Below are 25,481 nucleotides of genomic sequence, written 5' to 3'. Positions count from 1 at the left end.
GCTTGCAGGGGAGGCTGGCGCCAGTTCAGCCGGGTTCCGGGCGCCGGGTCAGCCGGCGTCCTCCATCTCGTCGTAGAATCTGGCCATGCTGCCTCTTTCCTTCGCCGCGTTGAACCGCATGCCCGACCGGGGATGCTGGTTCATGAGGCCGGTAATCATGTAGGGAATGTCGAACCCCCACATCAGTTCGGCCCGCATAGGCTCGACGTGGTACTGGATGCAGTCCAGCAGCGGACGCAGGCGGAACTTCGGGTTGTGCAGGAATCCGACGATCAGTTCCATGGGGCAGTTGCCGGCGCCGCGGCCGAGACCGCCGAGGCTGGCGTCCAGGTAGTTTGCCCCGCGGATAAGCGCCTGTATCGTGTTGGCGAAGGCCAGTTGCTGGTTGTTGTGGGCGTGGATGCCTACCTCTTTGTCGGTGGACTGCAGGGCGTTCAGGAACTTGTCCACGAGCGCTTCGATCTGTTCGCTGTAAAGTGCGCCGAAGCTGTCCACCACGTAGATGGCGTCCACCGGCGATTCGACGAGCATGGAGAGCGCTTCGTCCATTTCGCTTTCCGGAACCGTCGACGCCGCCATGAGGTTCAACGTGGTCTCGTAGCCCTTATCGTGGGCGTCCTGGATCATGTCCAGCGCCAGCGGAATCTGGTGGATGTAGGTGGCGATCCGGATCATGTCCAGCACGCTGTCCGCGGCCGGCAGGATATCGGTCCTGTAGTCCGACTTCTCCGCGTCGGCCATCGCCGCCAGCTTTACGGGCGAGTCATTGTCGCCCACGACGCCGCGGATGTCCTCTTCGGCGCAGAACTTCCAGGGTCCGTGTTCATCCGGGGAGAAGATCTGCCGCGAGTTGATGTAACCGATTTCCATGTAGTCGATCCCACCGGCGACGCAGGCCTGGTAGACCGCCTTGACGGTATCCGCGTCGAAACGGTGGTCGTTCATCAGGCCGCCGTCCCTTATGGTACAGTCGATGAGCTTGATCTCCGGCCGGTAGGTCAGCCACTTACGCGTGGGTGCTTCGTTGAGTGCCGATTGGTCCATGATCCTGTTCACTTCACTCCTGTTTACCGGTGAATTCGCTTGGCATGCCTTGACGGCCGGGAATAACGGGGTCGTTCCGCGACAGAACATATACGACACCCGGACGTGGGACAAGGTATTTCAAGCGGCGCGCGAAAGTCGCCTGTGCGAAGGTTCGAAGTATCCGGCTGAATGCCCTTGACTAATCCGCCTTCCCGCTTATCATGCAAGGTGCGATTCGGGCCGCGCCGGTCAGGCGCATAGCCGGACGCGCAGGACATTTGACGATTGCGTTCCGTATTTCGCGTGGCAAGGGTTATGGGAATCATTCTCAAGACCGAAAAGCAGATCGAGACCATCCGTCGCAGCGGCCAGGCCGCGACCGCGACGCTGCAGCGCATGGGCGAAGCCGTCAGGCCGGGTATCGCGACCTCCGAACTGGACCGGATCGCCCGCAAGATGATCCGGGATTTCGGAGGCACCTCCTCTTTCCTCGGGTACCGGCCCACCTTCCATCCGCCCTTTCCCGCCACGATCTGCGCGTCCATCAACGATGAGATCGTGCACGGCATCCCCAGTCCGCGGCGCAAAGTCGAGGAGGGGGACATCCTCAGTCTAGATTTTGCCATGATCATCGACGGGTATCACGGCGATACGGCCTTCACCTTCCCCGTCGGCCGCGTTTCACCGGAGGCGCAGCGGTTGCTGGACGTCACGCGTGCATCGGTATTCAAGGGGATCGAAGAAGCGAAGCCGGGAAACCGAATCGGCGACATCGGGCACGCGGTGCAGCAATACGCGGAAGCTCACGGATACTCGGTGGTGCGGGACCTGTGCGGCCACGGGATCGGGCGCAGTCTCTGGGAGGAACCACAGGTCCCCAATCACGGCAGACCGCAACGCGGCATCCGGCTCAAACCAGGCATGGTCATCGCCATCGAACCCATGGTGTGCGCGGGCGCGCACCGAATCCGGATCCTCGACGACGAATGGACGACTTCCACCGCCGACGGACGGCTGTCCGCCCATTTCGAGCACACGGTAGCGATCCTGTCCGACGGTCCCGAGATCCTGACGGAAAACACCGATCTCTGGGGTTCGAACGGCCTGCCGGGATGACGCGGTCCGTCAGGTCTGTCCACTCCGCCCGGTCCTTCTAACCGGGCGTCCCCGTCCGAGCAAGAATCATTACAGGTCTTTCAACACCGCGTACTGCCGCGCTTCATCTCGCGATCCGGCCAGGACCAGGTAAGCCGTTTCCTCACTGACTCCACGGGCGGCCACCTCGTGACCCCGCATGAGCTTCAGGTGGCCCCCGGCGTCACCCCAGCTGTCCATCCGGACGCCGTTTTTCGGCGCAACGAGCACGAATGTCCGCCCGGTGCGCGGGTTGGAGGCGGCGGCCCAGTGTCCGCCATCCTGTTCGACATACCACGGGCGCTGCTTCCGTTCGCTGTCCGCCGAGAACAGGACGGTGTCGTCCATCTCGCCGTCGGGCTTCAGGAACACATGCCATCCGCCCCTTAAGCGCCGGTGCGCGTCGCTTTCGTTCAGCAGCCTCCATACCAGTTTGATCACCGGTCCTCCCCCCAGGGTCAGGGTATCGAGTTCCAGGGTCAGGCCGCGGCACGCATCCCTGGATAACGCCGCCCGTTGTCGCACGCCCGTCCATTCGAGGCCCCGGGCGCGATAGGAGACGGGCTCCGCGACGAACGTCTCGTCCTCGAGGGACTCCGTCCAGGACAGGCGGTCCAACACGATCTCGGGCTGCAGCCCGCCATACCAGGGGTAGCTCCATCCGAAGGCTTCAGGTCGGGGAAAGGCTGAAGCCAGGTGGTTGCATTCGCCGCCGGCATCCCGGATGGCGCTCACGGATCCGAGGAAGGAGGGGGCGACGTCGATTTCGAGCCGTTGGTTTCGAATGGTATACACCCTGTGGCCCCCGAATTCGACGTGGCCCCCGGATTCGACCTCGTCGACTTCCACGACCGATCCGTCCGTCAGCCGGACGAGGGGCAGTTCGACCTCCGCGCCGCGCTCCCCGCTGTCCAGCACCATGCGGCCGGTGTAGACGCCGGGCGGCCGCGACGTGGAAAGCCGCACCGAACCATAGAAGGGTTGCCGCCAGTCGACATCTGAAAACGAAGCCCACGGCGGGTCGCACCGCCAGCCGTCCGGCATGACGAAGGAAACGGTCCCGCTGGCCTTCCGGGACTTCCACTGCGCAATCCTGAAACGGATGTCGGTCTCGTCTCCGCTTACCACGGCCAGGGGAGGATCGGTCGACGCTTCGAATTCGTCCAGGATCCGCGGGACGGGCTCGCCTTCTCCGACCGGTTCCCCCTGGATACGCCGCCACAGCCGGCGTACGCCTTGCCAGCCGCCGTCCCCGACGCGCAGTCTCAGGGCGCCGAAGGAGACGCAGGACTGGGGCGCGCAGGTCGTCTCCACGCTCACCGCCTGGAATTCATAACCGCTCCATTCGACCTCGTCCAGGCCGTCGAGCCAAAGGACTCCCATCGTTCCATGGGGCATTTCGAAGGCGCCCCACGTTTCCGCGTAGCTGTCGCCCATCTTGAAATCGTGGTCGTCCGGCGCGGGCCGATCGCTACAACGGGCCTTGAGGATCCCTTCCCGGAGCGGCAGCGTCAGTGCCGACTGGTCCGCACCCCCGTTCGTGACGAACTGGTAGAGGCGGGAGGTGCGGGGGTCGAAGCCGGTATTTTCCAGCGTGTGCTCCACGGTAATGACCGGCCCGGCGTTCAACCGGATGATCCGGCTGAAGACGAGGCCGGGGGTCTTCCGGGATGCAAAGGTTGCCGTGAGGACCACGCCGTTCCCGTCCCCTTCGGCTTTCAGCTTGAAGTCCGACTCGCTGTATTCGCTGGGCCACTTCGGCGGGATGGGACGGCCGCCTTCCGTTCCCAGATGCCTCCCGGTGGCCCGATCGCTGATCTTCAACTGGCCGCCCTCGGCCACCAGGTTCGCCCGGAAGATCTCGTTCTCGAACCGTACCGCGCCGTCCTGGTGGTACAACAGCCCGCCCGGCGCCAAAGCGAAGACGGCGTGTTTCGCATCCGCAAGGTCGACCGGCTTGCCTTCCCGTTCGAAGCGCCCCGACAGGGTCAGTCCGAATACGCCCGGGCGGTCCGCTTCCAGGACGGTTTCGAATCCTCCGTATCCCCGGGCGGGCACTGCGACGGTTCGCGCGCTCCGGTCCACCGAGAGACCGTCCGATGCCGTGATGCGGACCTGCGCTTCCACGTCTTCGGCCAACTGGCTGTGCAGGGTTACGCGCACCGGCCGCGGCGCGCCGGGAGCCAGGGTGATCTCACCGGGATCGACGGAAAAGGACATCTCGACCCGCGGCCGGATACCGGTGGCGAGGTCAATGGGTAGATCGTCCCAACGTATGCTGGTGCGCACCCTCGGCGCGGTCTTCTTCACGTCCGCGGTTTCGGCTTTGGCCGACACGCTCACCGGTGCCTCGAGGGAGACCGTCTCGCCGGGTCCCAACGTCTTCCGGCAGTGGTAGTCGATGGACAGGTCGCCCGTCTCTTTCGCCGTCAACGAGAAGGCGGCCGGCGCGTCCTTCCGGTTCTCCAGTTTCCACCGAAGAAGCGTCTGCCCGCCCCGCACCGGCTCGATTTCGTCCACTGTCGCCCAGGCGGACAAATCCGCCGTCTCCACCGCGGTCACGTGCCGGGCTTCGCGGTCCACCCGGACCGTCAGTTCCTCCCGGTCCCCGGCGGACTCGGGTTCATCCGCGCCAGACCCGGCGCCGCCACTGGATGACGGCGTCCCCCCGGACGTAAACCGGTAGGTAAAAATCACCAGCCCTTCCCAGGTTTCATCGTCGGGCTGCTGGTCGATCCGCCGCTCCAGCGACTCGTACCAGTCGTGCCGGTCGAAGAAGTACCGCGTACAGGGCATCTCCAGGATCGCGGGCATGTAGTTGCGCATGATCGGCCACCCTCCGGCGTCCCAGAAGAAGCCCGTCCGCTTGTAAGGCGCCATCGCCTTCACGTTCCCCGACCAGGTGTCCAGGTCGAGGTGGTACTTCTTGTCCTCGATGGCCATCTCCACCGAGCGGACGAGCAACCGCCGGCCGATGCTCCTGCCCTGGAAGCGCGGGGAGACGTTTAAGAGTGCGAGGTAGAGGGCCTCGCCGTCATCCTTGTCGTATACCAGGGAACAGTACCCGCCGATCTTCTCCCCTTCGGCCCAGACGAAGACCGCGGTGTATTCCTCCTTTTCGTGCCACTCCCGGATGTCCCGCGCCGTCGTGGGCACGCCGCTGTTCCAGGTGCCGGGCCATTCGCCGTCGCTTTCGTTCCACATACCGGCGATCGCGGCGGCGTCCCTCACAGGGTCGATCAGCCGCAGATTGGCTTGTTCCGCCATCGTCATCTCCTCATCATCTCCTCACCGTCTCAAGTTGTCCCGCCATGTTCCGGCCGACCGCGTCGACCAGGCGGGGGAACCGCCGTCTCGTAGGGTACCGCCCCGGCTTCGTTCACTTCGTAGCCGAACCGCTCCAGGTAATGGCCGGCGGGAAGCAGCGCGTCGCCACGCCGGGCCATCTCTTGATGCAACTGGTCGTCAAGCCGGCGCTGCAGGTCGGCATGTTCCTCCCGGCCGGCCAGGTTGGACAGCTGGCATGGATCCTCCCGGTTGTCGTACAGCAGCCAGGGACCGTCGAGATTGCGTACATAGGTGTGTCCGGCGGTCCGGATTCCCCGCCACGGCTGACCCCGGTATTCCGAAAAAGGCGCGATGCTCATGATGTAGGCGGCATCGTTGCCCGTAAAGGCCTCTCCCCGCACCGCCGGGGCGTGGTCCCGACCCTCGCAGGATCCGGGTACGGGGATGCCCGCCAGACCGAGGAGCGTCGGCATGATATCCACCACGTTGAAGGGGGTGCCGATCCGAAGCCTCGCGTGCGCCTGGTCCGCCCGGTCCGCCTGGTCCGCCTGGTCCGGGCAACGCATCACGAAGGGAACGTGGATGGACTCGTCCCAGGGGTGCTGCTTGCGCTGCCGGCCCTGCGACCCGAGCATGTCGCCGTGATCCGAAGTATAGACGAAAATCGTTTCGTCCATCAGTCCCTGTTCTTCGAGGACGCCGCCGAGCCGCGCCAACTGGTCGTCGAGGGCCGTGATATGCGCATAATAACCCGCCAGGTCGGTCCGGGCAGGATCGGGACAGTTGGGACGCACCTCCACTTCCTCCGGAGGATACAGGTCGAGGTAGCGGCCGGGAACGGCGTCGTAGGGATTATGCGGCGGCCCCCACGACAGCACCAGCGCGAAGGGCCGGTCCCGTTCCCGGGTGCGCAGGTATTTGATGGCCAGGGAAGTCTGCGCCTCCGCATCGTAGCCGTTCCAGTACAGCGGCGCTTCCGAATCCCGGTAGTACAGGGAGTGCATGTAGTCGTGGGTGCAGTTGCCCACGGCCCAGAAATCGAACCCCTGCCTGCGGGGGCCGGGCGGCGTGTGTCCGCTCCGGGACGGGCCGTCGAGATGCCATTTTCCGATGTAGGCCGTGTCGTAGCCCGCCGCCCGCAGGACCGTGCCCAGGGTCGGCCGGTCCGTTGGAAGCCGCACATCGTTCATGAACATGCCGGTCGTCAATGGATACTGTCCGGTCAGAAAAGCCGCCCGCCAGGGCGTGCAGACCGGGATGTTGGAGACTGCCAGGTCGAAGACGACGCCCTCGTCGGCCATGCGGTCCATGTACGGCGTCCGCACTTGGCGGCTGCCGCCGAAGCCGGTGCTGCACCATCGGTGCTGATCGCTGAACACGAACACGATGTTTTTGGCGGGGTGGCCGGACATGGATCACGATCTCCGTATCAGGTTCTTACGTTTCCCGGCTGCCATTAAATGCGCCGGACCGCCCGGTCCAGCAACGACTTCAACGCAGGCGCAAGGTCAATTTCCCAAGCCGCCTCCCGGCCCGAGGGCGACATCTTCTTCCAGGTCTTCGCCAGGATTTCGACCAGTTTTTCTTCACTGTGCTTTTTCGCGAACGCGGGCAGATAGTGCCGGAGGAACACCAGGCAGGCGACGTCCTCGAGGGCCTGCGCCTCGGGGTCGGACTTGAAGCGCTCCTTCCGGACGAGGGCCTGCACACGGTCTACGAGGGCGTCGTCATAGCCGGCATCCCGCAGGATGGCGCCCGCGGTCTGGGCGTGGTACCAGGCCAGTTCCGTGCGCCACTGCCGGTAGCCGAGCCGGCCCACGGGAAAATCGCTGCGGGGTATCTTCCACCGTTGGATGTGCTGGCAGCGCACGGCCAGCCGCAGTGCTTCCGACGCGCCGGGCGCCAGGTTTTCAAGGCAGGCCGACATCCGCAAGCCGTACAGGAGCGCTTTCGGCATTTGCCGGCCGTCGACTTCTTCGGATTCCGGGTCGGCGCCGTTCGCGGCGTCGATGCGTTCCATGGCATCCGAAAATCGATCATGATCCATCAACTAAGTCGCTTTCACCAAAAAGCCGCCGGATGATGACTCCGGCGGCTTTTTGTAGTGGCATGAAGCGTTACGGGATCGCGTTTCAGGCGGACATGGCGAGCTGTTCGCTGTATTCCTGCGACTCGAACGACCGCTCGGCCGGTTGGAAATCGATTCCGTGCCGGGCGCACAGCTTGCGCAGCTTGTTTACCGCGCCGCCGATGTGCTTACCGCCCCGGCAGATCCCGAACAGGTGCTGGCTCACGACCCTGCGGGAGATGCCCAGGATCTCCGCGGTCTCCTGCTGGGTCTTCTGGTAGATGAAATACAGCACCACGACCTCGCACTGTTTCTGGGTCAGATACTGGGAGAGGAAATCGTAGACCGCGTCGGCCAGTTCGTCCACACGGTCTTCGCGCTGGTACCTGTGCACCCGATCCTCCCCCGTCTCGTACCAGATATTCGCTTCATTGGGATATTGCTCCAGGTCAACCTGGTCCAATTGGATTTCCCAGAATTCTGGATTATACATGAAGTGATTCTACCTCCGGTTCGAATCGTTAAAGGACAAAAAAAACACCGCGTGACGTAGGTCTCGCGGCTCCGGAGGACGTGCGTCAGTTTCCCTGATCGGGTCCGGGACTCAGGGAATGTCCCAACAACACTCCGGAGACGAGAACGGCGTGCCTGCGTCAGAGACGAAGGTCTTCGGACGCGCGATGGACCGCGCTGCAAGGTATCTTCCTGCCATTTTGATGCCTCCTTTTGTGGGATTCAACCCGGGGAGGACGGTCGAAACGAACTGCTGTGATCATCGAGCCGTCCATGGTTTCAGCGAACTGTGTTCCCGCGGGTGCGACGACGGTATCTACATATCTACATTACGGATGCACTTATATACACTCCGGATGCACATTTTCTTCGAATCATTCGCAAAAAAACATTAAAGGCGGAATCTCGTCCGACCCGGTTCCCTTCAGGCTAACGCCGAAGCCCCGATCCGGTTCCCTCGACCTGCGCTTTCAGGTCGTCCCGGATGAACCAGTTGAGTGGTCCGGGAATGGAACAGGCCAGGGCGGCGGCGGCGCTGCCGTACTGCAGAGCGGAACGGGTGCCGTCCTCCAGGTAACCGAGGAGATAACCCGCCGCGAAGGCGCCCAGCGCCCCGTCGGTATCGACCGCCTTGATCTCCCCCGTACGCTCCTCGTAGGTCTCTCCGGACGGGGAAACGGCAACGGCGGACCAGTCCGCGGCCCCCTCGGCGGTCAAGCGGTCCTCCACGACGGCTACGTGCTTCGCATCGAACCGGTTCCGCGCCAGGTCGGCCGCCGTGTCCAACGGGCCTTCGAAACCCCAGATCGTCTCCAGGGTCCGCCGGGTCGTCACGAGGATCCCCGCGGTTTCCACGAGGCCGAGTACGCTGCTGCGGACCGCGACGTCGAGAAGCCTACCGTCCGGAACGTCCAGCTGGATGCTGACCGCATGGTCCGCGGCCCGGGCGTACGCAAGGGCGGATTCCAGCCGGTCGGCGTTCGCGCTATCGAGCATCGGCGCCGTGAGATCCAGGTGAAGGATGGCCCCGTCGCGAGCCGCAGTCCAGTCCTCCGCATCGGGAGGGGCAGCACGAAAGGCGGTACCGTCCATGTCGTACCAGTACCGGGCCGGCCGTGGCGCGCTGCCCGTCTCGGCGTAGCACAGCCCGGTGCGTCCCTCGGGCACGCGGACTACGTGCCGGGTGTCCACGCCGTGCTCCCGGACCTTGTTGACGAGTTTCATGCCCAGGGGCGTGTCGCCCACGGCGGAAAGCCAGGCCGTCCGCAGGCCAAGCCTTGCGAGACCGACCGCCGCCTCCAGCGCGCCACCTGACACGACCGCGTCGAAGCCGCCGGCCTGCTCGAACCGCTCCCGCCCCCTCGGGGTAAGGCGCAGATATCCCTCGCCCCAGGTCACGACGTCGTACTTTTTACCGCGCTTCCTCATATCCTGCGCCTCCTCACTGCCTGCGCTTCCTCATGGCCTGCGCTCCCGCCCGTCCTCTTCGATGGACTCCAGGAATTTCAGCGACTTCAACTCCCGCCCGTCGTCCATCTGGTACAGGTAGAAGGCGCGGATCGCGCGCTGGATCTCCCGTCGTGACGTCCCGACGGGTTTCAGCCGGGGCAGATGCTCCAGCGGCATTTCGCGCACACGGGACAGCAACCGGGTGGTGCCCAGGGAGAGCTGCATGGCCTCGCCGTCCTGCGCCTGGCAGTCCCGGCACAGGATCCCGCCCAGGGACGGACTGAACCGGACCGAGGCTTCCTCCGGGCGCTCCCCGCAACCGAGGCAGGCGGCGAACTCCGGACCGGTGCCGTAGACATCGGCAAATTCGATCTGAAAGCGCCAGAACAGCATTTCGCACGCGTCCGCGGACAGCTGGTCGATCGCTTCAAGCGTGCGGCAGATCAGTCCGAAGAGTTGCTCGCCGGGCTCTTCGCCGAGGACGAGCCGGTTCACCAGTTCACAGACGGCGCTGGCATAGGCCACCTTCGTCAGGTCTTCCCCGATTCGCCTGAAGTACGGCCCCGCCTCGACCTTCGAAAGATTTTGCAGTTCACGGTTCTCGCGATGGTTGTACGATACGGTGATCACGCGAAGCGGTTGGAGCGAGGACGCCATCCTGCTCTTCGGTCGCCGCGCCCCGCGGGCTACGAGCTTCACCTTTCCGAACGCCCGCGCGTATACCGTGACCAGGAGACTCGTATCTCCCAGCGGGATTCGATTCAGAACGATGGCTTCCGAGGATCGTATGGCCATGAGGAGGCCCGGTGGTTCCCGGGAGGAAACCGTTTCAGCGGCCTGGATCGGACGTCCTGGCTCCGGTGGAATCCCTTTCCGCGGAATCTACTTCGGCGGAATCCGTTTCCGCGGGGAATCGGTATATCAACTCGTCCTCCCGGACCATGCCGTGTTCCTCCCGGGCCCGCCTCTCCAACTCGAAGCGCGTTTGGTCGTCCGTCTCGGCATCGCCCTCCAGCAGTTCCAGTTCGCCGGTCAGCACGCGCTCCCTGGATTCCAGTTCCTTCAAGTCGGCCTGCAGCCTGGATCGCTGCTCCCTGAGTTTCCACATGTTGTACCAGCCGTAACTGCCGCCGATATAGACGTAGCCGAACACGACGGCGATCACGCCGAGGACGATCCACCTCAGCCGGGTCCGCTTCCTTGGCCGCCGGCGCCGCCTGGCCGCAAACGCCTTCGAGCCATCGGATGCTGCCGAGGCATCGGACTCCGCCGAGGGATCAGATCTGATAGGTCCCTTATCGGTCATGGGACGTGCTCCGCCTATGAGGCCCGGCGCAGGATGGACCGGCCCGCGTACCTGGCCCGGTCGCCGAGTTCTTCCTCGATCCGCAGCAGCTGGTTGTACTTCGCGGTCCGCTCGGAACGGCAGAGGGAACCGGTCTTGATCTGGCCGGCCGTTTTCGCCACCGCGATGTCCGCGATCGTCGTGTCTTCCGTTTCCCCGGACCGGTGGGAAATCACAGCCGTGTAGCCCGATGACTGCGCCATGTCTATGGCTTCGAAGGTCTCCGTCAGCGTGCCGATCTGGTTGATCTTGATCAGAATGCTGTTGGCGACGCCGCTTCGGATGCCCCGGGAAAGCCGGCCGGTGTTGGTCACGAAGAGGTCGTCTCCGACGAGCTGCACTTCATCGCCGAGCCGGTCGGTAAGCTGCTTCCACCCGTTCCAGTCGTCCTCCGCCACGCCGTCCTCGATGGAAACGACAGGATACCTGCCGGCCAGGTCCGCATAGTATTCGATCAGCTCCTCAGCGGTTTTCTCGGGCCGGGCTTCCGCTTCCAGCCGGTATATGCCCTGTTCGTGGAACTCCGAGGCCGCCGCGTCGAGGGCGATCGCCACGTCGGCGCCCGGCTCGTAACCGGCGTCGGAAATGCCCGACATCAGCATCTCGACGGCCTCCGCATTCGATGAGAGGTCCGGGGCGAAACCGCCTTCGTCGCCCACGGAGGTCGCGTACCCGTTCTTCAGGAGCACCGCCTTGAGGCTGTGGAAGACCTCGGCGCCCATGCGCAACGCCTCGGCGAAGGTGGAAGCGCCCACGGGCATGATCATGAATTCCTGCAGGTCGACGTTGTTGTCGGCGTGGGATCCCCCGTTGAGGATATTCATCATGGGGACGGGGAGCATGCAGGCCCGGTCGCCTCCGAGGTACCTGTACAACGGCAGGCCGGCCGCCTCCGACGCCGCGCGGGCCACCGCCAGCGACACGCCGAGAATGGCGTTGGCGCCGACGACGTCCTTGTTGTCCGAACCGTCGAGTTCGATCATGGCGCGGTCCACCCCGGCCAGGTCGGTTCCCTCCCGGCCGCGCAGCGCCGCGGCGATTTCACCGTTGACGCTGGCAACGGCGCCGAGCACGCCTTTGCCGAGGTAACGCGAACCGTCGCCGTCACGGCGCTCGTGCGCCTCGTGTGCACCCGTCGAAGCGCCCGACGGGACAATCGCCCGCCCGAAGGCTCCGCAGGACAGCCGCACCTCGGCCTCGACCGTGGGGTTCCCCCTGGAGTCCAGGATCTCTCGACCTCGAATGGAAACGATATCTGTCATGCGGTTACTTTCCGTGTCGCGGTCCGGACGCAATTCACTGCTTCAACCGCTCCATATGTTAACGGCTCCGGGCCATGCGTCAAGGACAAGAAGGAAAGCGTCACGGCGACTGTTCTTCAGGCGTCTGAAGTTCCCTGAGCTGGCGGGTCACCCGGGCCAGTTCGATCAGCATTTCCTCCATGCGCGCCGCGTATTCCCCGGGGTCTTCCTGTTCCTTCCGGGCCCTGAGCTCGTCTATACTCCAACGCAGATCCTCCATGCGCGCCTGCAGCGCCTGCCCTCCAGGCGTAACGGTCCCTGCGGCGGCTTCCGGTCCGCCTGGACCGCGTCCGAAGTAGATCCTTCCGGCCAGCGTCCCGTCCGTCCCGCCGGGACCCGGTTCCCGGGTACCCCGCCCGTCGCCGTTGTCGTCCAGCAGGGCGTGCTCGGTTGCCAGCAGCCCCTGGCCTTCGTACCACTCCGCGGTCTTGTTCCTCGCGTAGACAAAGGACTCCAGCACGGAGACCCGCCCGTCCTTGTCCAGGTCACCCTCCTGCGCTTTTAACGCGTCGAGCAGGTGCTCCGGGAAGACCGTGGACAGCCGTTCGGCGCCGCTTTTGGTCGCCGTCACGATCACGCGGTCCGGACCGGTGAGCGCATCGATGAAAGGGGCGCTGGAACTCGCGCCGTTCACCACGACCGTGTACCGTGCCTCGATCTCGCCGAGCGCGTCGCGGAGCGTGTCCGCCGTCAGGTCGGGGCCGGGGATGTTCAATCTGGGGCCCGTGCCCGTGGCGCTGCCATGGCCGATCAGCAGGACGAACAGATCGTCGCCGGGACGCACCAGGCGCGCCAGCTCGGCCAGGACGGTCCGGATCTCCTCGAGCGTGGATTTCACGGCCGGGGGGCCGCCCGCGGCGTCCGGATCCTCGACCAGCAGGTACAACCGGTCTTCCGGGAAACCATGTTCGACCTTCAATACCTCGTAGAAGCCGCGCGCCCAGGCCAGATGCTGGTCCACGTACTTCTGCTCGCCGCCGAGACCCGCGATCACCAGTCCGTATCGCACGCCCGACGATGGACCTGCGGGCTTCATGTCCTGAGGACCGGCCGCCTGAGCCCTTTCCGTAGCCGGACGGGCCGCAGGTTGCAGCGAGTCGGCCACCGGGCGCGGAGGACCGGCCGCGGGGCGAAGCGGGCCGGCCGCATGAGCCGGCACCAACCCTGCGGACAGCAGGCAAGCGGCCAGCAGGCAAGCGGTCATGCCCGTAGCCAGGCGGACCATGCCCATCACGACAGTCCTTTCTGGCGTCTGAGGAACCACTCGGCACTCAGGAAGAGCAGGATGGCCGCGAACAGGAAGGGGGCGTCCCGCAGGTCTCTCTCGCGGATCGAAGTCGCCGTATCCTCGACAGGCTGGATCAATTCCGGCAGCTGTCCCGCATCGGTCAGGGGCAGGTACGTGCCGCCCGTGGACGCCGCGAGTCTTTCGAGTTCTTCCCGCCGTAGCCCCGCGTTCGTGAATTCAGTAGCCGATGGCGCCACGGTAAACCCGGTCTGGTCGCGCAGCAACTCGCCATCCCCGGACCGGACCGACACCTCCACTTTGTGCATTCCGCCCAGTGAGGGCCGGAACTCGCCCCGGTACATTCCGCTCCTTCCCAGGGTCCGCTCGAGCCGCACGGCCTCCGTGCGGCCGGCGGGGCCCGTTACGTCGGCCCACACTTCGGCGCCGTCCACCGGTTCGAATTCCGGGTCGAACAAGCGGCTTTCAATGACCACCGGCTCGTGTCCGCCGTAGTTCGTCCGGTCCGTGGCCACCGATACCCGCCCGGGGGCGTACAGGGCGGTCCAGCGGACCATCTGGCGCCAGAACCGTTCGTGCGACTGGTCTTCCGACGGAAGATGCATCTGCCAGCGCCACGTGCTGAAACCGGTAAAGGCCATGGATCGCCCTCTTCCGTAACGCTGAACCGCCAGGATCACGTTCGACCCTTCAAGCGCGTCCGCCTTCGGGTCGATCGCCAGCACGGCGGCTCCGGGTTTCGCACCTCCGATCCGGTTGTAACCGATCAGTTCAGGCAACTCGCTCCAGATCGTATTGTTTTCTTCCCGGGTAGACCCGAAACGGAGCAGCGGATGGTCGATCCCTTCCGCGTCCGGTTCAAGGAGAAAGGCGTGATCGACGATGCCCATGGCCCAGTCTTCGCCGGTGAGCCGAACCGGCAGCACGTCCTCGATCGGCGTTCCCGCGTACCCGCCTTCCCGGAAGGCACTCAGTCCGCCGATCATCAGGAAGCCGCCGCCGCGGTCACTCACGAAGGCCTCGGTGAGCCGCAACTGCTCGGGCGTGAACCAGTCCGCCTCGATATCCCCGAATACGACGGCGTCATAGGCAAACAGCTCCTCGCGGGTCCGGGGGTACCCCGCCGTCAGCTCCTGCTTCGGATCCCGGATGCCCTGGCGGTAGATCCTCCCGTCCGGTGAGATCCGGACTATCGAGACCAGATCGATCCTGGGGTCTTCCTCCAGGGCTCTTCGAATGAACTTGAACTCCCTACGGGGATAGCCCTCCACGTAGAGGACCCGTCCGGTTTTCGACCGGTTGTCCAGCAGGAAGGCCTGCGCGTTGTTCTCCGCGATCGTCTCCGCGTTCTGAGGGGCGACTTCGGCCGAGTATTCGAGTATGCCCGGCGATTCCGGCGAGAGAAACACCTGGACCCGCTGGATGTCGCCGTCCCCGCCCAGACGCACGGGCACCGTCTCGACCACACGACCGCCCTCCCTGATGTTCAGGTCGACGGACCGGCCCGAATACCCCGAACTGCGAAGGGTGACGACGAGGTCGGTTATGGTACCCTCCGTGACCCTGTCCGAGGCAGCTACCTTGAGAATCTCCACGTCCCGGTCGATCCGTTCCCGGCCGACGCCCACGGCATGGACCGGCGTGTCCTGCGATGCGAGGTACGCGGCCGCGTTGGCCAGCTTATCCGTACCCGTGCCCGTGTTGTCCGCGCCGTCGGTCACCAGCACCACGGCGGCCACGGGCAGGTCCCTGAACTCGCCGGCGGCCTGTGCGAGCGCTCCCGCCATGTCCGTCGCGGTCCCGGAAGCGTCCAGTTCCCCGATACCCGGGACCCGTTCGGTCCGGTCCGCGAACCGGTAGGACCTCAGCCTGAACTGTGCGGCGAGTTCCTCGAGCAGTCCATCATCCCCGAACCGGCGCTTCACCGCTTCCACGCGCGAAAGGCCCTGCGTCGCATCCTGAATGCCCATGCTCCCGGAGTCGTCGAACAGCATCAGGAGGAAACCCCGGCGGGGCGAGACCTCGGACGACACGATGACGGGTTCCATGAGACAGAACACGACCAGCAGCAGAGGCAGGATCTTCAGCGAGGTGAGCAGCGATTTCATCGGCGTGGAAGTCGCCACGGGCATGCGGCGGTAGAACAGGACGACGAGCCCGGCCACGGACAGGGTGAAAAGGACGATGACCCAAATAGGGATCGTGGTTCGAAATGACAGGTGCTCGGACGCTCCGATCAGGCCGAGCGCGTAAAGGAACGAATCGATCACGGTATATACCAGGTGGGGTTACCATCGAACGGGAAGCGACGGTCCGGCCGGGCAGGCCGCCAGGGAGCGCCGCCGGCCCCGTATAGACATCGATATTGAAAAGGTAAACGGGCGGAACTGTCAATACAAATAAGGCGAAAGGACGGGGCGGGAAGACCGGCCTGAAAGCCCTTGACAGCGCGGGGGAGCGTACCTAATTTCCCCGAACCGCCTGTGGCGCGGGGAAGGCCCGGCGACGCGCAACAGAGTCCGCAATGCCCACGACGAAAGGAGTCGCGATGAAACGGATCATACCGGTGATTGCCGCCTGCTTCGTGATGACGGTCCTGGTCGACGCAACCGTGGACGCCCAGCGCACCCCCCAGAACGTCCAGGTCCTGACGGATCTCTCGACCCGGGATATACGCGAATACATGAAGTCGGTCAGCAGCGGCATCGGGGAGAAGTGCGACTACTGCCACAATCTGAAAGACTACGCCAGCGACGAAAAGGAAACGAAGCTCATCGGCCGCGAGTTCATCAGGCTCGTGGAGCAGGTCAACGAACAGGTGACGGCCATCAACAGCAACGTCATGAAAAAGGAAGACCTGCAACTGGTAACCTGCTACACCTGCCACGCCGGTGAACTCACCATCATTTCCGAAGAGTAGGTATCCTTCGCTTTTCGCAAACCTCTAACCGGACGGGGTCAGAGAGACGTGACAAGATACGCGGCGATCCCATTGCTGCTGGGCCTCGTCCTGGCGCCCTTTCCATCGGTATCGGGCCAATCCCAGGAAGGCGCCTTCGAAGGCAGCCTCGACTTCAACGTGGCATTCAGCGGCGGTAGCATGCAGGAACGGGCCCAGGTCACCATGCTGGTGCCTGAGTCGTACACCCTCTACATCAAGGGCGGCCAGACCAAGATCCTCATGCGGGGCGGCATGATCGGCCTGACGATGGGTGAAGTCATCATAGACGGCTCGTCGGGCCGCGGATTCGTCATCAGCCACATGAACAGCAAGGCCTACGAGATCGTCGCGGACCCGAACCTGAAAGAGCGGGTCGCACCGGTCATCGTCGACGAGAACGAAACGACCGTCATCGCCGGCTACGAATGCAGTAAGTACAGAATCACCCGGGTCAATCCTTCCGGCGCGATGACCCAGTACATGTGGGTCACCGACGCGATCCAGCTGGACCTGGCCGCTTCCCTCGGAAACGTGTTGAAGGACAGCATGCCCTTCTGGACCGAGGGCCTGACCGGTTTCCCGCTGCGGATCACCACGTCCTTCCCCGGGACCGCCATGTCCATGACCCTGACCGCGACCGACGTAAAACCCCACGTCGTCGACCCGTCCATATTCGTCGTCCCGGCCGGTTACGCCATCGAGGCTATCAACCCGGGGCAGCTTTTCGGAAGATGACGCAAGTCCGCCCAACCTGATTCCACGGTAAACGCGTGAACCGGGCATGGTCCCACCGCCGGTAGTCGCCATGAAAATCGCATCCGTCGAACAGTTCTTCCCCCGCCACCGGACCCGCCTCGTCAGGATCACCACGGACACGGGCCTTGACGGCTGGGGAGAGTCCACCCTCGAAGGGAAGCCCGAGAGCGTGGAAGGCGCGGTGCGAGAGCTTGCCGACTATCTCCTCGGCAAGGACCCGCTACGCATCGAGCATCACTGGCAGCACATGTACCGCTCGGCCTTCTTCCGCGGCGGCGCCATCCTCATGACCGCCCTGTCCGCCCTGGACCAGGCGCTCTGGGACATCGCCGGCAAGCACTACGGCGTTCCCGTCTACAAGCTGCTCGGCGGCGCCGTGCGGGACCGCATCCGCGTCTACGCCCACTGGGGCATCGGCAACCTGTCCGAGGAAACCCAGGCCGCGGCCCGAAAACGGCTGGACATGCTGCTGGAAAGCGGGTACACGGCCTTCAAGACCGGCCCCGGCGGCAAGTGGCGGGGCCATGAGCCGCCGGCCGTCATCGACGAGTTCGTCGAATGCGCTTTTCTAATGCGGGAATGGGTGGGGCCGGACGTGGAACTCGCCTTCGATTTCCACGGGAAGATGACCCCCGCCCTGGCCATCGAGATCTGCCACGAGATCAAGGACATGCGGCCCATGTTCGTGGAGGAGCCGGTGCCGCAGGAGAACGTGGACGCCCTCAAGCTCGTTTCGGACCATGTCACCTTCCCCATCGCCACGGGAGAGCGGCTGCTGAGCCGCTGGGAGTTCCGCCAGGTCTTCGAGAAACAGGCCGCGGCTTACATCCAGCCGGACGGATCCCACGCCGGCGGCATCACTGAACTGAAGAAGATCGCCAACATGGCCGAGGTCTACTACATCCACGTGCTGCCCCACTGCGCCATCGGGCCCGTGGCCTTCACGTCCTGTATGCACGTGGACGCCGTGATCCCGAACTTCCTCGCCCAGGAACAGGTGGACTGGGCACTCGGCGGGGACATCCTGAAGGAGAACTGGAAGGTCGTCGACGGCCATATCGAATTGCCCGAAAAGCCTGGACTGGGCATCGAGATCGACGAGCAGGCGATCAGCGAACGGGTGCCGTACCGGGAGGAACTGGGCGGCGAGCATTTCTACGACACGGACGGCAGCGTGGCGGACTGGTAACCCGGCGGACTGGTAACCCGGCGGACTGGTAATCCGAAGAGACGGAGAAATTTCATGTTGAGATACTTAGTCGCAGCGTCTTTCCTTCTACCGGCGCTGGTCCTGCTATCTGGCTGTTCGCAATCTCCGGAACCGGCCTCCCTGGTCGTCCGGGACGCCCGCGTCTGGACCGGGCAGGCCGAGCAGTCCGGGCAGGCCGAACAGGCCGGGCAGCTCTGGGCCGAGGCCCTGGCCGTATCGGGAGACCGCATCCTGGCGGTGGGTACGAACGACGAGATGGACGCCCTGACCGGCGACGGTACGCGGGTCATCGAGGGCGGCGGGCGTTTCGCGACGCCCGGGTTCATCGACGCCCACGTGCACTTCATATCGGGCGGGTTCAACCTCTCGTCCGTCCAGTTGCGGGACGCACCGACGCCGCAGGTGTTCATCGACCGCATCGCCGGATTCGCCCGGGGCCTGGAACCCGGGGTCTGGATCCTCGGCGGCGACTGGGACCACGAGCAGTGGGGCGGCGAGCTTCCCCGGCGGGACTGGATCGATTCGGTGACGACGGACAACCCGGTCTGGGTCAACCGACTCGACGGGCACATGGCCCTGGCGAACACGGCCGCGCTGAGCGCCGCTGGCGTGACGAAGGATACGGAGGGGGTCGAAGGCGGCACCATCGAACGCTACGAAGACGGCGAACCCGCGGGCATCCTGAAGGACAACGCCATGTACCTCGTGGACCGGGTCGTTCCCGATGCGCCGGACGAGCTGAAGGACCGTGCCCTGGATTCGGCGATGGACTACGTGGCGGCCCAGGGGGTCACGTCGGTCCATAACATGGGCTCGTGGAACAACGTGGCGGTTTTCGAACGGGCCCGGGCCGAGGGCCGGATGAAGACGCGGATTTACGCCGCCATACCGCTTTGGGACTGGCAGACGCTCGAAGCACGGGTCGACTCGGCCGGCCGGGGTGACGAATGGGTCCGCCTCGGCGGCCTGAAGGGCTTCGTGGACGGTTCGCTGGGATCGCACACGGCCGCCTTCATGGATCCCTTCACCGACGCCCCGGACGACCGGGGCCTGTTCATCAGCACCAGCGAGGACCTGTACGCGTGGACCTCCGGGGCCGACCGGGCCGGCCTGCACGTGATGGTCCACGCCATCGGCGACCGGGCCATCCGGGTTCAGCTGGACATCTTCGAGCGCGTCGCGGCCGAGAACGGTCCCCGGGACCGCCGCTTCCGGATCGAGCACGCCCAGCACATCGACCCGGACGATATCGCGCGGTTCGCCGCCCTGGACGTGATTCCCAGCATGCAGCCCTACCACGCCATCGACGACGGCCGGTGGGCCACAAAAGTCATCGGTCCGGAACGGATCAAGACGACCTACGCCTTCCGGTCGCTCCTGGACACCGGCGCGCGCCTCGCCCTGGGCAGCGACTGGTCGGTAGCGCCCGCAACGCCCATTGAAGGGATCTACGCCGCAGTCACGCGCCGCACGCTGGACGATCTGAACCCCGGCGGATGGGTGCCCGAGCAGAAGATTACGGTGGAAGAAGCCCTGCGCGGATACACGCTGGACGCGGCCTACGCCTCCTACGAGGAGGACATCAAGGGATCGCTGGAACCCGGCAAGCTCGCGGATTTCGTGATCCTGGACCGCGACCTGACCGCCATCCCGCCGGAGGAAATCAGGGACGCGAAAGTAGACCTGACGGTCGTTGGCGGAAAAATCGTCTATGAACGGTGACGGCACCGGGTACACCAAGAAGTGGCAGGCGGCGCCGCCCGAACCGTTCGGGGAACGCCAGCCTGCCGAGGGCGAGATTCACGTCTGGAGTGCGGCCCTCGATCTGCCGCAGGACCGGGTCGGGGAGCTGGAGCGTTTCCTGGCGGCCGGCGAACTCGAACGGGCGAAACGGTTCCTCGTGCGCAGCGCGCGGGATCGATACACGGTTGCACGGGCCGTCCTTCGCAATCTCCTATCCCGTTACGTCTCCGCCGCGCCTGCCGACCTGCGCTTCCACTATACCAAATACGGCAAGCCGGAACTTGCCCACCCGGCGACTTCGATCCGGTTCAACGTATCCCATTCCCACGGCCTGGCCGTATACGCGGTCACGGCGGGCGTACCGGTGGGGATCGACGTGGAGTACCTGCATCGTCGCGCGACCATGGACCGGCTGAAGATTGCCCACCGCGTTTTTTCCGACCGGGAATACAACGAACTGGCCTCCATGCCCCATTACCGGCGCGACGAGGCCTTCCTGGCCTGCTGGACGCGGAAGGAAGCCTTCGTCAAGGCCATCGGCCAGGGCCTGTCCTGCCCCCTCGACCAGTTCGACGTCTCCGTCGACCCAAACGATCCGCCCGAATTGCGGGCCACGCACTGGGACCCTTTGGAGACGGATCGCTGGTCCATGGCGTCCGTCGACCCCGGTCCGGACTACATCGGGGCGCTGGCCGTGCCGACCCGGAACGTGAAGATCACCCGATGGCAGTGGAACCACGACCAGGCCAGCGGAAACTGATCGAACCCGGGACGTCCCGGCAGGGAGATGCGACGTCCCGGCAGGGAGATGCGACGTCCCGGTAGGGAGATGCCCGCGGGGAGCACTCGTGTTCGACCGAAGCCGCCCGCTGAAACTGACGCCCGAGGAGCACCCATGTCCGACAAATTCTGCCCGCTGAACCTGGCCCCCGAGGAACTCATCGAGTACACGCCGGACTGGGACGGCGAACGCTTCCCGGATGGACGGCCCAAAGTGCCGGACGGGATCATCGAGCGGATGAGGAACGTATCCATCACCCAGGCCTGGGGCGTGATGCGCGGCGCGGGCTACGAACACCAGTACGAGGGCGGATGGGCGCAGACCCATCCCGGCAAGACGCTCGTGGGCCGAGCGCTGACGGCCATGTATATGCCCCGGCGGCCGGCCATGCGCACGGTGATGGAGACGAAAGGCGCCGACGCCGGCTGCATCGGCGACCAGATCTCCTGGCCCATCGACATGCTCGTTCCCGGGGACATCTACGTAGCGGACACCTACGGCAAGGTGGACGAGGGACCCATCATCGGCGACAACCTGGCCACGGCCATCTACGCCAATTCAGGCAACGGCGTGGTCTTCGACGGGTCAGTGCGGGACCTGGAAGGCATCGAGGAACTGGAGGATTTCGCCTGCTTCGTCCGGGGCTGGCACCCCTCCTACGCCTCGCCCACGATCATGCTCCTGGGCGTCAACACCGCGGTGCGCATCGGCCAGGCCACGGTCATGCCCGGCGACGTCGTCCTGGGCAAGCGCGAAGGCGTCGTCTTCATCCCGCCCCACCTCGCGGAGACCGTGGTGAGAACCTCCGAACTCGTCCAGCTGAGGGATTTGTTCGGCAAGCAGCGTCTGCGGGAGGGGAAATACACGCCCGGCCAGATCGACGACCGGTGGACGGACGAGATGGAGGCGGATTTTTCGGAATGGCTGGAAGGCCACATGCACGAACTACCGGTCCCGAAGTCGGCCATCCAGGACCTGCTGAAGGAACGGACGTGGTGAGGGAGACGTATGGATTTTACGTTACGAGCTACGTTTCGAGCCGCTTCGGTTCCTCTTTATCCTCTTTGGTTTTGTCCTCAACCTCTACGTGACCGTCCGTCAATTTCTGGATCGATCCGGGAACGGCATCGACCGGCGGAACCTCCGGAAGTTCCCGCGTAATGGGGACGTTCAAGTCGGCGAATCTTTGTGCGGATGTGGCAACCCGGGTATCCCACGATCCCACACTTCGATTGTACCGCTCGATCGCCTGCCGAAGCGAGTTGCCCACGTTGACGTAGTGGCCCGCGAACACGGCCAGCCGTTCGTACATCTCCTTGCCCAGATCGCTGATCTGCCGGGCGGTCTCCGCGACGCGGATCTGCTGCCATGACATCTCCACGGCCTTGAGCAGCGCCAGCAGGGCCGGTGGCGTGACAATCACCACGTTCTTCTCCAGGGCCCGTTCCGTCAGACCGGGTTCCCGTTCGATGGCGGGGAGGAAGGCGAATTCGGGCAGGACCATCACCACCATGTCCGGCGTAGAGGCAAGGACGCTCCAGTACTCCTTCCTGGCCAGGGAGTCTACGTGGCTCTTCACCTGGCTGACATGGCGGTCGAACGCGGCCGACCGGGTCTCGTCATCGTCCGTCTCGAAGGCTTCCATGAGCGCCGTCAGCGACACCTTGGAATCGAGAATGACCGTCCGGTCCTGCGGCAGATGGACGATCACGTCGGTTCGAATCCGTTCCCCTTCGCTGTCGAAGCTGTCCTGCACCGTGAAATCGATGTCCTTCCGCAATCCGGAAAGCTCCAGCACCCGTTCGAGCTGCGTCTCGCCCCAGCGGCCGCGCACGTCGGGCCGCTTCAACGCGTTGGAAAGCGTCTGGGCCTCGCTGGCGAGTTCCTTGTTGGCCTGCATTAGGTTCGATATCTGGGTCTGAAATTCGCCCGCATTCTTAGCCCGCGCCTTGTCCAGCGACTCGATTTTCTCCGACAGGGGCTTGACCAGTTTCTCGACGGCTTCCTGGCGTGCTTTCAACGATTCCTCGGCGCTAACCTTGAACGATTCCTGCTGCGACTTCAGGACTTCCGACGACAGGGCCTTGAAGGTGTCCTTGAACCGCTTCTCCACCTCGTCCCGTTCGCCGAGGCGTTCCTCCGCGTTGGAGAGTTTCTGAAGCAGGCCGGCCCGTTCGACTTCCAGCTTCCGGACTTCCTCCAGTGCATTCCGCGCTTCGGCCAGTTGCTCGCGCACCACGCCCAGTTCGGTCTCCATGGCCGCCTTCTCGCCGCTGAGCGCGTTGACCCGGCTGCTGTTTTTTAAACTCCAGACCAGCACGCCGGCCGCCAGCGCCAGGCAGGCCAGTAGCGCGATGAGCAATATGATCGTCAGTGTGTCCATGTGGGATAATAAGACATGAAGGAAGTGCCATAGTCAAGCGGTCAGCATGGTCAGCACGGTCAGCACAGTCCGGCTACCGCTGACCCGCCATCCATTCCGCCGAGACCCTGGCCAGCTCATCCACGGCGGGTTCGTCAGTATTCCGCCGCTTCAGTACCTTGAATCCATGATCCGCCGTGTCCACGACGTGCAGCGTCGCGTTAGCCAGGTCGTCCGCGACCGGCTGCAGCAGATCCATGTCCGCCATCGAGTCCCGCTGACCGGATAGGAAAAGCATGGGCACCTCGACCGCCTTCAGGTGTTCGGCGCGCTCCGTGTTCTTCTTGCCCGCATGCAGGGGAAAGGCGAAGAACACGATGCCCCGCAGCCCTTCGATAGGTTCCCGGGCGCACGCCGTCGAGACCATCCGGCCGCTCATGGAATGCCCGCCGGCGAACACCGGCAGATTGCCCGCTTCCCGCTGTGCCGTCTCGATGGCCGCCCGCACCGTGGCCAGGCGTACCTTCTCGCCGTCCATCCCTCCGCCGCCCTTTTCGGAATAGGGATAGTTGAATCGCAAGGTGGCGACTCCCGCATCATTCAGTGCTTCGCTCAGTTCCTCCATGAACCGATGGCGCATGTTCGTGCCCGATCCGTGTCCGAGCACGAGCAGGGTCCTTGCGCCGGCCGGCCTTGCCAGGATGGCCGAAACCTCGCCTTTCTCTTCAGTCGCGATGAACTTCATTTCTCTCGTATCAACGGACATTCAAACCTCCAGCATAGCTCGTTTACCTTCCTCCGGAATTCCTCATTTATCTCCCTGCAAACTGTCCACACAAGATGATCTTCTACTGCGTTGTGCTACTGCGTTGCGCTACTGCGCCACACGCTTCGGATAGTCGTAACGCACTTCGTCGCCCGTCACATCGCCCACCATAGACCAGGTGTCTGCATGGAACCTGAGGTGCAGCACGGCGCAGGTCGGCATATTGAAGATCTCTCGCGGGCCGATGTGATTCGCAAAATCCGTCAAACCGGGATTGTGCCCGAAGAGCATAAGTATATCCACCGAATCATCCACGCCCCGGATCACATGGAGCAGTTCGGCAACGCCCGCGTGAAAGAGGCGCTCCTCCACTGCGATGCTTTCGCGGGGGTACCCGAGCTTCCCGGCTATGTTCCGCGCCGTGTCCAGCGCCCGGACCGCGGAACTCGATACCATCAGGTCCGGATCGCACCCGCTCTTTGCCAGCCGCTCCCCCATCTCCGGCGCGTCCCGCTTCCCGCGCTTGTTCAGCGGCCGCTCATGATCGCTTAGGGTAGGGTCTCTCCAGCTCGACTTGGCGTGCCGTACCAGGATGAGTTCTTTCACCTGGAAACGCTCCCGTGGACGAGTTCCTTCGAACGACGACTCACGCCACCGACGGCTCACGCCGCCGACGACTCACGCCACCGAACGCCGGTCCGACTTGGCCTTCGCGGGCAGGCTGAACGGGCGGTCGTGGCGGAGACTCGGCACGCGGCCGCGCGCGCTGGAGACGCTGCCCAGGTCCACCGTTGCGACGATGACGCCCACGTCTTCGCCGCCGTCGGCCAGGACCTCGCCCCACGGGGAGATGATGAGCGAATGGCCGTACACCTCCCCGCCGCCCGGAATCGAACCCGCGGCGCAGGGGGCTACCACCACGGCGCCGTTCTCGATGGCCCGGGCGCGGTTCAGCACGTGCCAGTGGGCCTGTCCTGTCGTCTTCGTGAACGCCGCCGGCACGGCGAGGATCTCGGCGCCGGCCTGCGCCAGCGTGCGGTAGAGCTGGGGAAAGCGCAGGTCGTAACAGGTGGTCATGCCGAGTCGGCCCCAGGGCGTGTCCGCCACCACGGCCGTCTCGCCGGGGGATACGACGTCCGACTCGCGGTACTGCTCGTCCCGGGAGAGGTCCACGTCGAACAGGTGGATCTTGTCGTAGCGCGCGCGGATCTCTCCCTGGTCGTCCACCAGGAAACCGCGGTTGATGAGCCGGCCGTCCAGCCCGTCCACCGCCACGGAGCCGATGAGCGTCCACACACCGGCGTTCCGCGTGAAGTCCCGCAGGGCCGCAACCACGGGATGGTCCGCCTCCGGCGCCGAGGGTGGGCAGATCATGCCGTTGTCGGTTCTCAGGCCGCCGCAGAACTCCGGCAGGCACACCAGTTCGGCGCCCTTCGCCACCGCGTCGCCCGCCAGTCTGCTGGCGACGACGATGGCCTCGTCGAAAGTCGCCGTGGCCGGCGTCTGCACACAACCGATCCGTACTTCGTTGTTTGAACTCATGGCTTGCTCT

Annotated in this window: 22 protein-coding genes; 7 read left to right on the top strand and 15 right to left on the bottom strand. The window is 64.6% G+C overall.

Going from position 1 to position 25,481, the window contains the following annotated elements; genetic code table 11:
- Positions 1-48: 48 nt before the first annotated feature.
- Positions 49-1,044: a nucleoid-structuring protein H-NS gene (locus F4X08_15415; GenBank protein ID MYD27188.1), complete on the bottom strand. Its 996-nt coding sequence runs from the start codon at positions 1,042-1,044 to the stop codon at positions 49-51.
- 297 nt (positions 1,045-1,341) lie between these two features.
- Here F4X08_15415 and map point away from each other — a divergent pair, with 297 nt between their 5' ends.
- Complete coding sequence (map, locus tag F4X08_15410; protein MYD27187.1) at positions 1,342-2,142, top strand: type I methionyl aminopeptidase; 801 nt, start codon at positions 1,342-1,344, stop codon at positions 2,140-2,142.
- A gap of 69 nt (positions 2,143-2,211) precedes the next feature.
- Here map and F4X08_15405 read toward each other — a convergent pair whose 3' ends face one another.
- From F4X08_15405 to F4X08_15360, 10 genes are all read right to left on the bottom strand, one after another.
- Positions 2,212-5,433 carry a GNAT family N-acetyltransferase gene (locus F4X08_15405; protein MYD27186.1) on the bottom strand — a complete coding sequence of 1,074 codons (3,222 nt, stop codon included), beginning with the start codon at positions 5,431-5,433 and terminating at the stop codon, positions 2,212-2,214.
- Positions 5,434-5,456: 23 nt separating this feature from the next.
- Positions 5,457-6,860: a sulfatase gene (locus tag F4X08_15400; protein MYD27185.1), complete on the bottom strand. Its 1,404-nt coding sequence runs from the start codon at positions 6,858-6,860 to the stop codon at positions 5,457-5,459.
- Positions 6,861-6,904: 44 nt separating this feature from the next.
- Complete coding sequence (locus tag F4X08_15395) at positions 6,905-7,495, bottom strand: DUF4202 domain-containing protein (GenBank protein MYD27184.1); 591 nt, start codon at positions 7,493-7,495, stop codon at positions 6,905-6,907.
- An 85-nt stretch (positions 7,496-7,580) separates the two neighbouring features.
- Entirely contained in the window at positions 7,581-8,009 is a 429-nt protein-coding gene (locus F4X08_15390) for a sigma-70 family RNA polymerase sigma factor (protein ID MYD27183.1), read from the bottom strand.
- 449 nt (positions 8,010-8,458) lie between these two features.
- A complete protein-coding gene (locus tag F4X08_15385; protein MYD27182.1) occupies positions 8,459-9,457 on the bottom strand; it encodes a sugar kinase in 999 nt (332 codons plus the stop codon).
- 30 nt (positions 9,458-9,487) lie between these two features.
- The gene (recO, locus tag F4X08_15380; protein MYD27181.1) at positions 9,488-10,273 is read right to left on the bottom strand and encodes a DNA repair protein RecO; all 786 of its coding nucleotides are present in this window, start codon (positions 10,271-10,273) and stop codon (positions 9,488-9,490) included.
- A gap of 34 nt (positions 10,274-10,307) precedes the next feature.
- Positions 10,308-10,784 (bottom strand): septum formation initiator family protein, encoded by a 477-nt coding sequence (locus tag F4X08_15375; protein MYD27180.1) that lies wholly within the window; start codon positions 10,782-10,784, stop codon positions 10,308-10,310.
- A gap of 14 nt (positions 10,785-10,798) precedes the next feature.
- Positions 10,799-12,085: a phosphopyruvate hydratase gene (locus tag F4X08_15370; GenBank protein MYD27179.1), complete on the bottom strand. Its 1,287-nt coding sequence runs from the start codon at positions 12,083-12,085 to the stop codon at positions 10,799-10,801.
- 100 nt (positions 12,086-12,185) lie between these two features.
- Positions 12,186-13,355, bottom strand: coding sequence for a hypothetical protein (locus tag F4X08_15365; protein MYD27178.1), 1,170 nt, complete (start codon positions 13,353-13,355; stop codon positions 12,186-12,188).
- Positions 13,355-15,640, bottom strand: coding sequence for a hypothetical protein (locus tag F4X08_15360; GenBank protein ID MYD27177.1), 2,286 nt, complete (start codon positions 15,638-15,640; stop codon positions 13,355-13,357). Before F4X08_15360 ends, F4X08_15365 begins: the two co-directional genes overlap by 1 nt.
- A 254-nt stretch (positions 15,641-15,894) precedes the next feature.
- Here F4X08_15360 and F4X08_15355 point away from each other — a divergent pair, with 254 nt between their 5' ends.
- The 6 genes from F4X08_15355 to F4X08_15330 all read left to right on the top strand — a co-directional run bounded on the left by F4X08_15355 (position 15,895) and on the right by F4X08_15330 (position 21,800).
- A complete protein-coding gene (locus F4X08_15355; protein MYD27176.1) occupies positions 15,895-16,290 on the top strand; it encodes a c-type cytochrome in 396 nt (131 codons plus the stop codon).
- A gap of 48 nt (positions 16,291-16,338) precedes the next feature.
- Complete coding sequence (locus tag F4X08_15350; GenBank protein MYD27175.1) at positions 16,339-17,046, top strand: DUF4412 domain-containing protein; 708 nt, start codon at positions 16,339-16,341, stop codon at positions 17,044-17,046.
- Between the two features lie 46 nt (positions 17,047-17,092).
- Complete coding sequence (gene dgoD / locus F4X08_15345) at positions 17,093-18,256, top strand: galactonate dehydratase (protein ID MYD27174.1); 1,164 nt, start codon at positions 17,093-17,095, stop codon at positions 18,254-18,256.
- 54 nt (positions 18,257-18,310) lie between these two features.
- The gene (locus F4X08_15340; protein ID MYD27173.1) at positions 18,311-19,999 is read left to right on the top strand and encodes an amidohydrolase family protein; all 1,689 of its coding nucleotides are present in this window, start codon (positions 18,311-18,313) and stop codon (positions 19,997-19,999) included.
- The gene (locus F4X08_15335; protein MYD27172.1) at positions 19,989-20,780 is read left to right on the top strand and encodes a 4'-phosphopantetheinyl transferase superfamily protein; all 792 of its coding nucleotides are present in this window, start codon (positions 19,989-19,991) and stop codon (positions 20,778-20,780) included. The genes F4X08_15340 and F4X08_15335 overlap by 11 nt, the downstream gene beginning before the upstream one ends.
- A gap of 162 nt (positions 20,781-20,942) precedes the next feature.
- Complete coding sequence (locus F4X08_15330) at positions 20,943-21,800, top strand: RraA family protein (GenBank protein MYD27171.1); 858 nt, start codon at positions 20,943-20,945, stop codon at positions 21,798-21,800.
- A gap of 28 nt (positions 21,801-21,828) precedes the next feature.
- On the opposite strand, the gene rmuC is transcribed toward F4X08_15330, so the two are convergent.
- The 4 genes from rmuC to F4X08_15310 form a co-directional block, all read right to left on the bottom strand.
- Entirely contained in the window at positions 21,829-23,184 is a 1,356-nt protein-coding gene (gene rmuC, locus F4X08_15325; protein ID MYD27170.1) for a DNA recombination protein RmuC, read from the bottom strand.
- Positions 23,185-23,257: 73 nt separating this feature from the next.
- Positions 23,258-23,929 (bottom strand): alpha/beta hydrolase, encoded by a 672-nt coding sequence (locus tag F4X08_15320; GenBank protein MYD27169.1) that lies wholly within the window; start codon positions 23,927-23,929, stop codon positions 23,258-23,260.
- Positions 23,930-24,037: 108 nt separating this feature from the next.
- The gene (locus F4X08_15315) at positions 24,038-24,535 is read right to left on the bottom strand and encodes a histidine phosphatase family protein (protein MYD27168.1); all 498 of its coding nucleotides are present in this window, start codon (positions 24,533-24,535) and stop codon (positions 24,038-24,040) included.
- 72 nt (positions 24,536-24,607) lie between these two features.
- On the bottom strand, positions 24,608-25,471 hold the full coding sequence (locus F4X08_15310; GenBank protein MYD27167.1) for a carbon-nitrogen hydrolase family protein: 864 nt from the start codon (positions 25,469-25,471) through the stop codon (positions 24,608-24,610).
- Positions 25,472-25,481 lie beyond the last annotated feature (10 nt).

It is taken from the genome of Gemmatimonadota bacterium (assembly GCA_009841265.1).
Classification (GTDB): Bacteria; JAAXHH01; JAAXHH01; order JAAXHH01; family JAAXHH01; genus JAAXHH01.
Note: the sequence above shows the minus strand (reverse complement) of the source record. Positions and strands in the feature narration are given on the sequence as shown.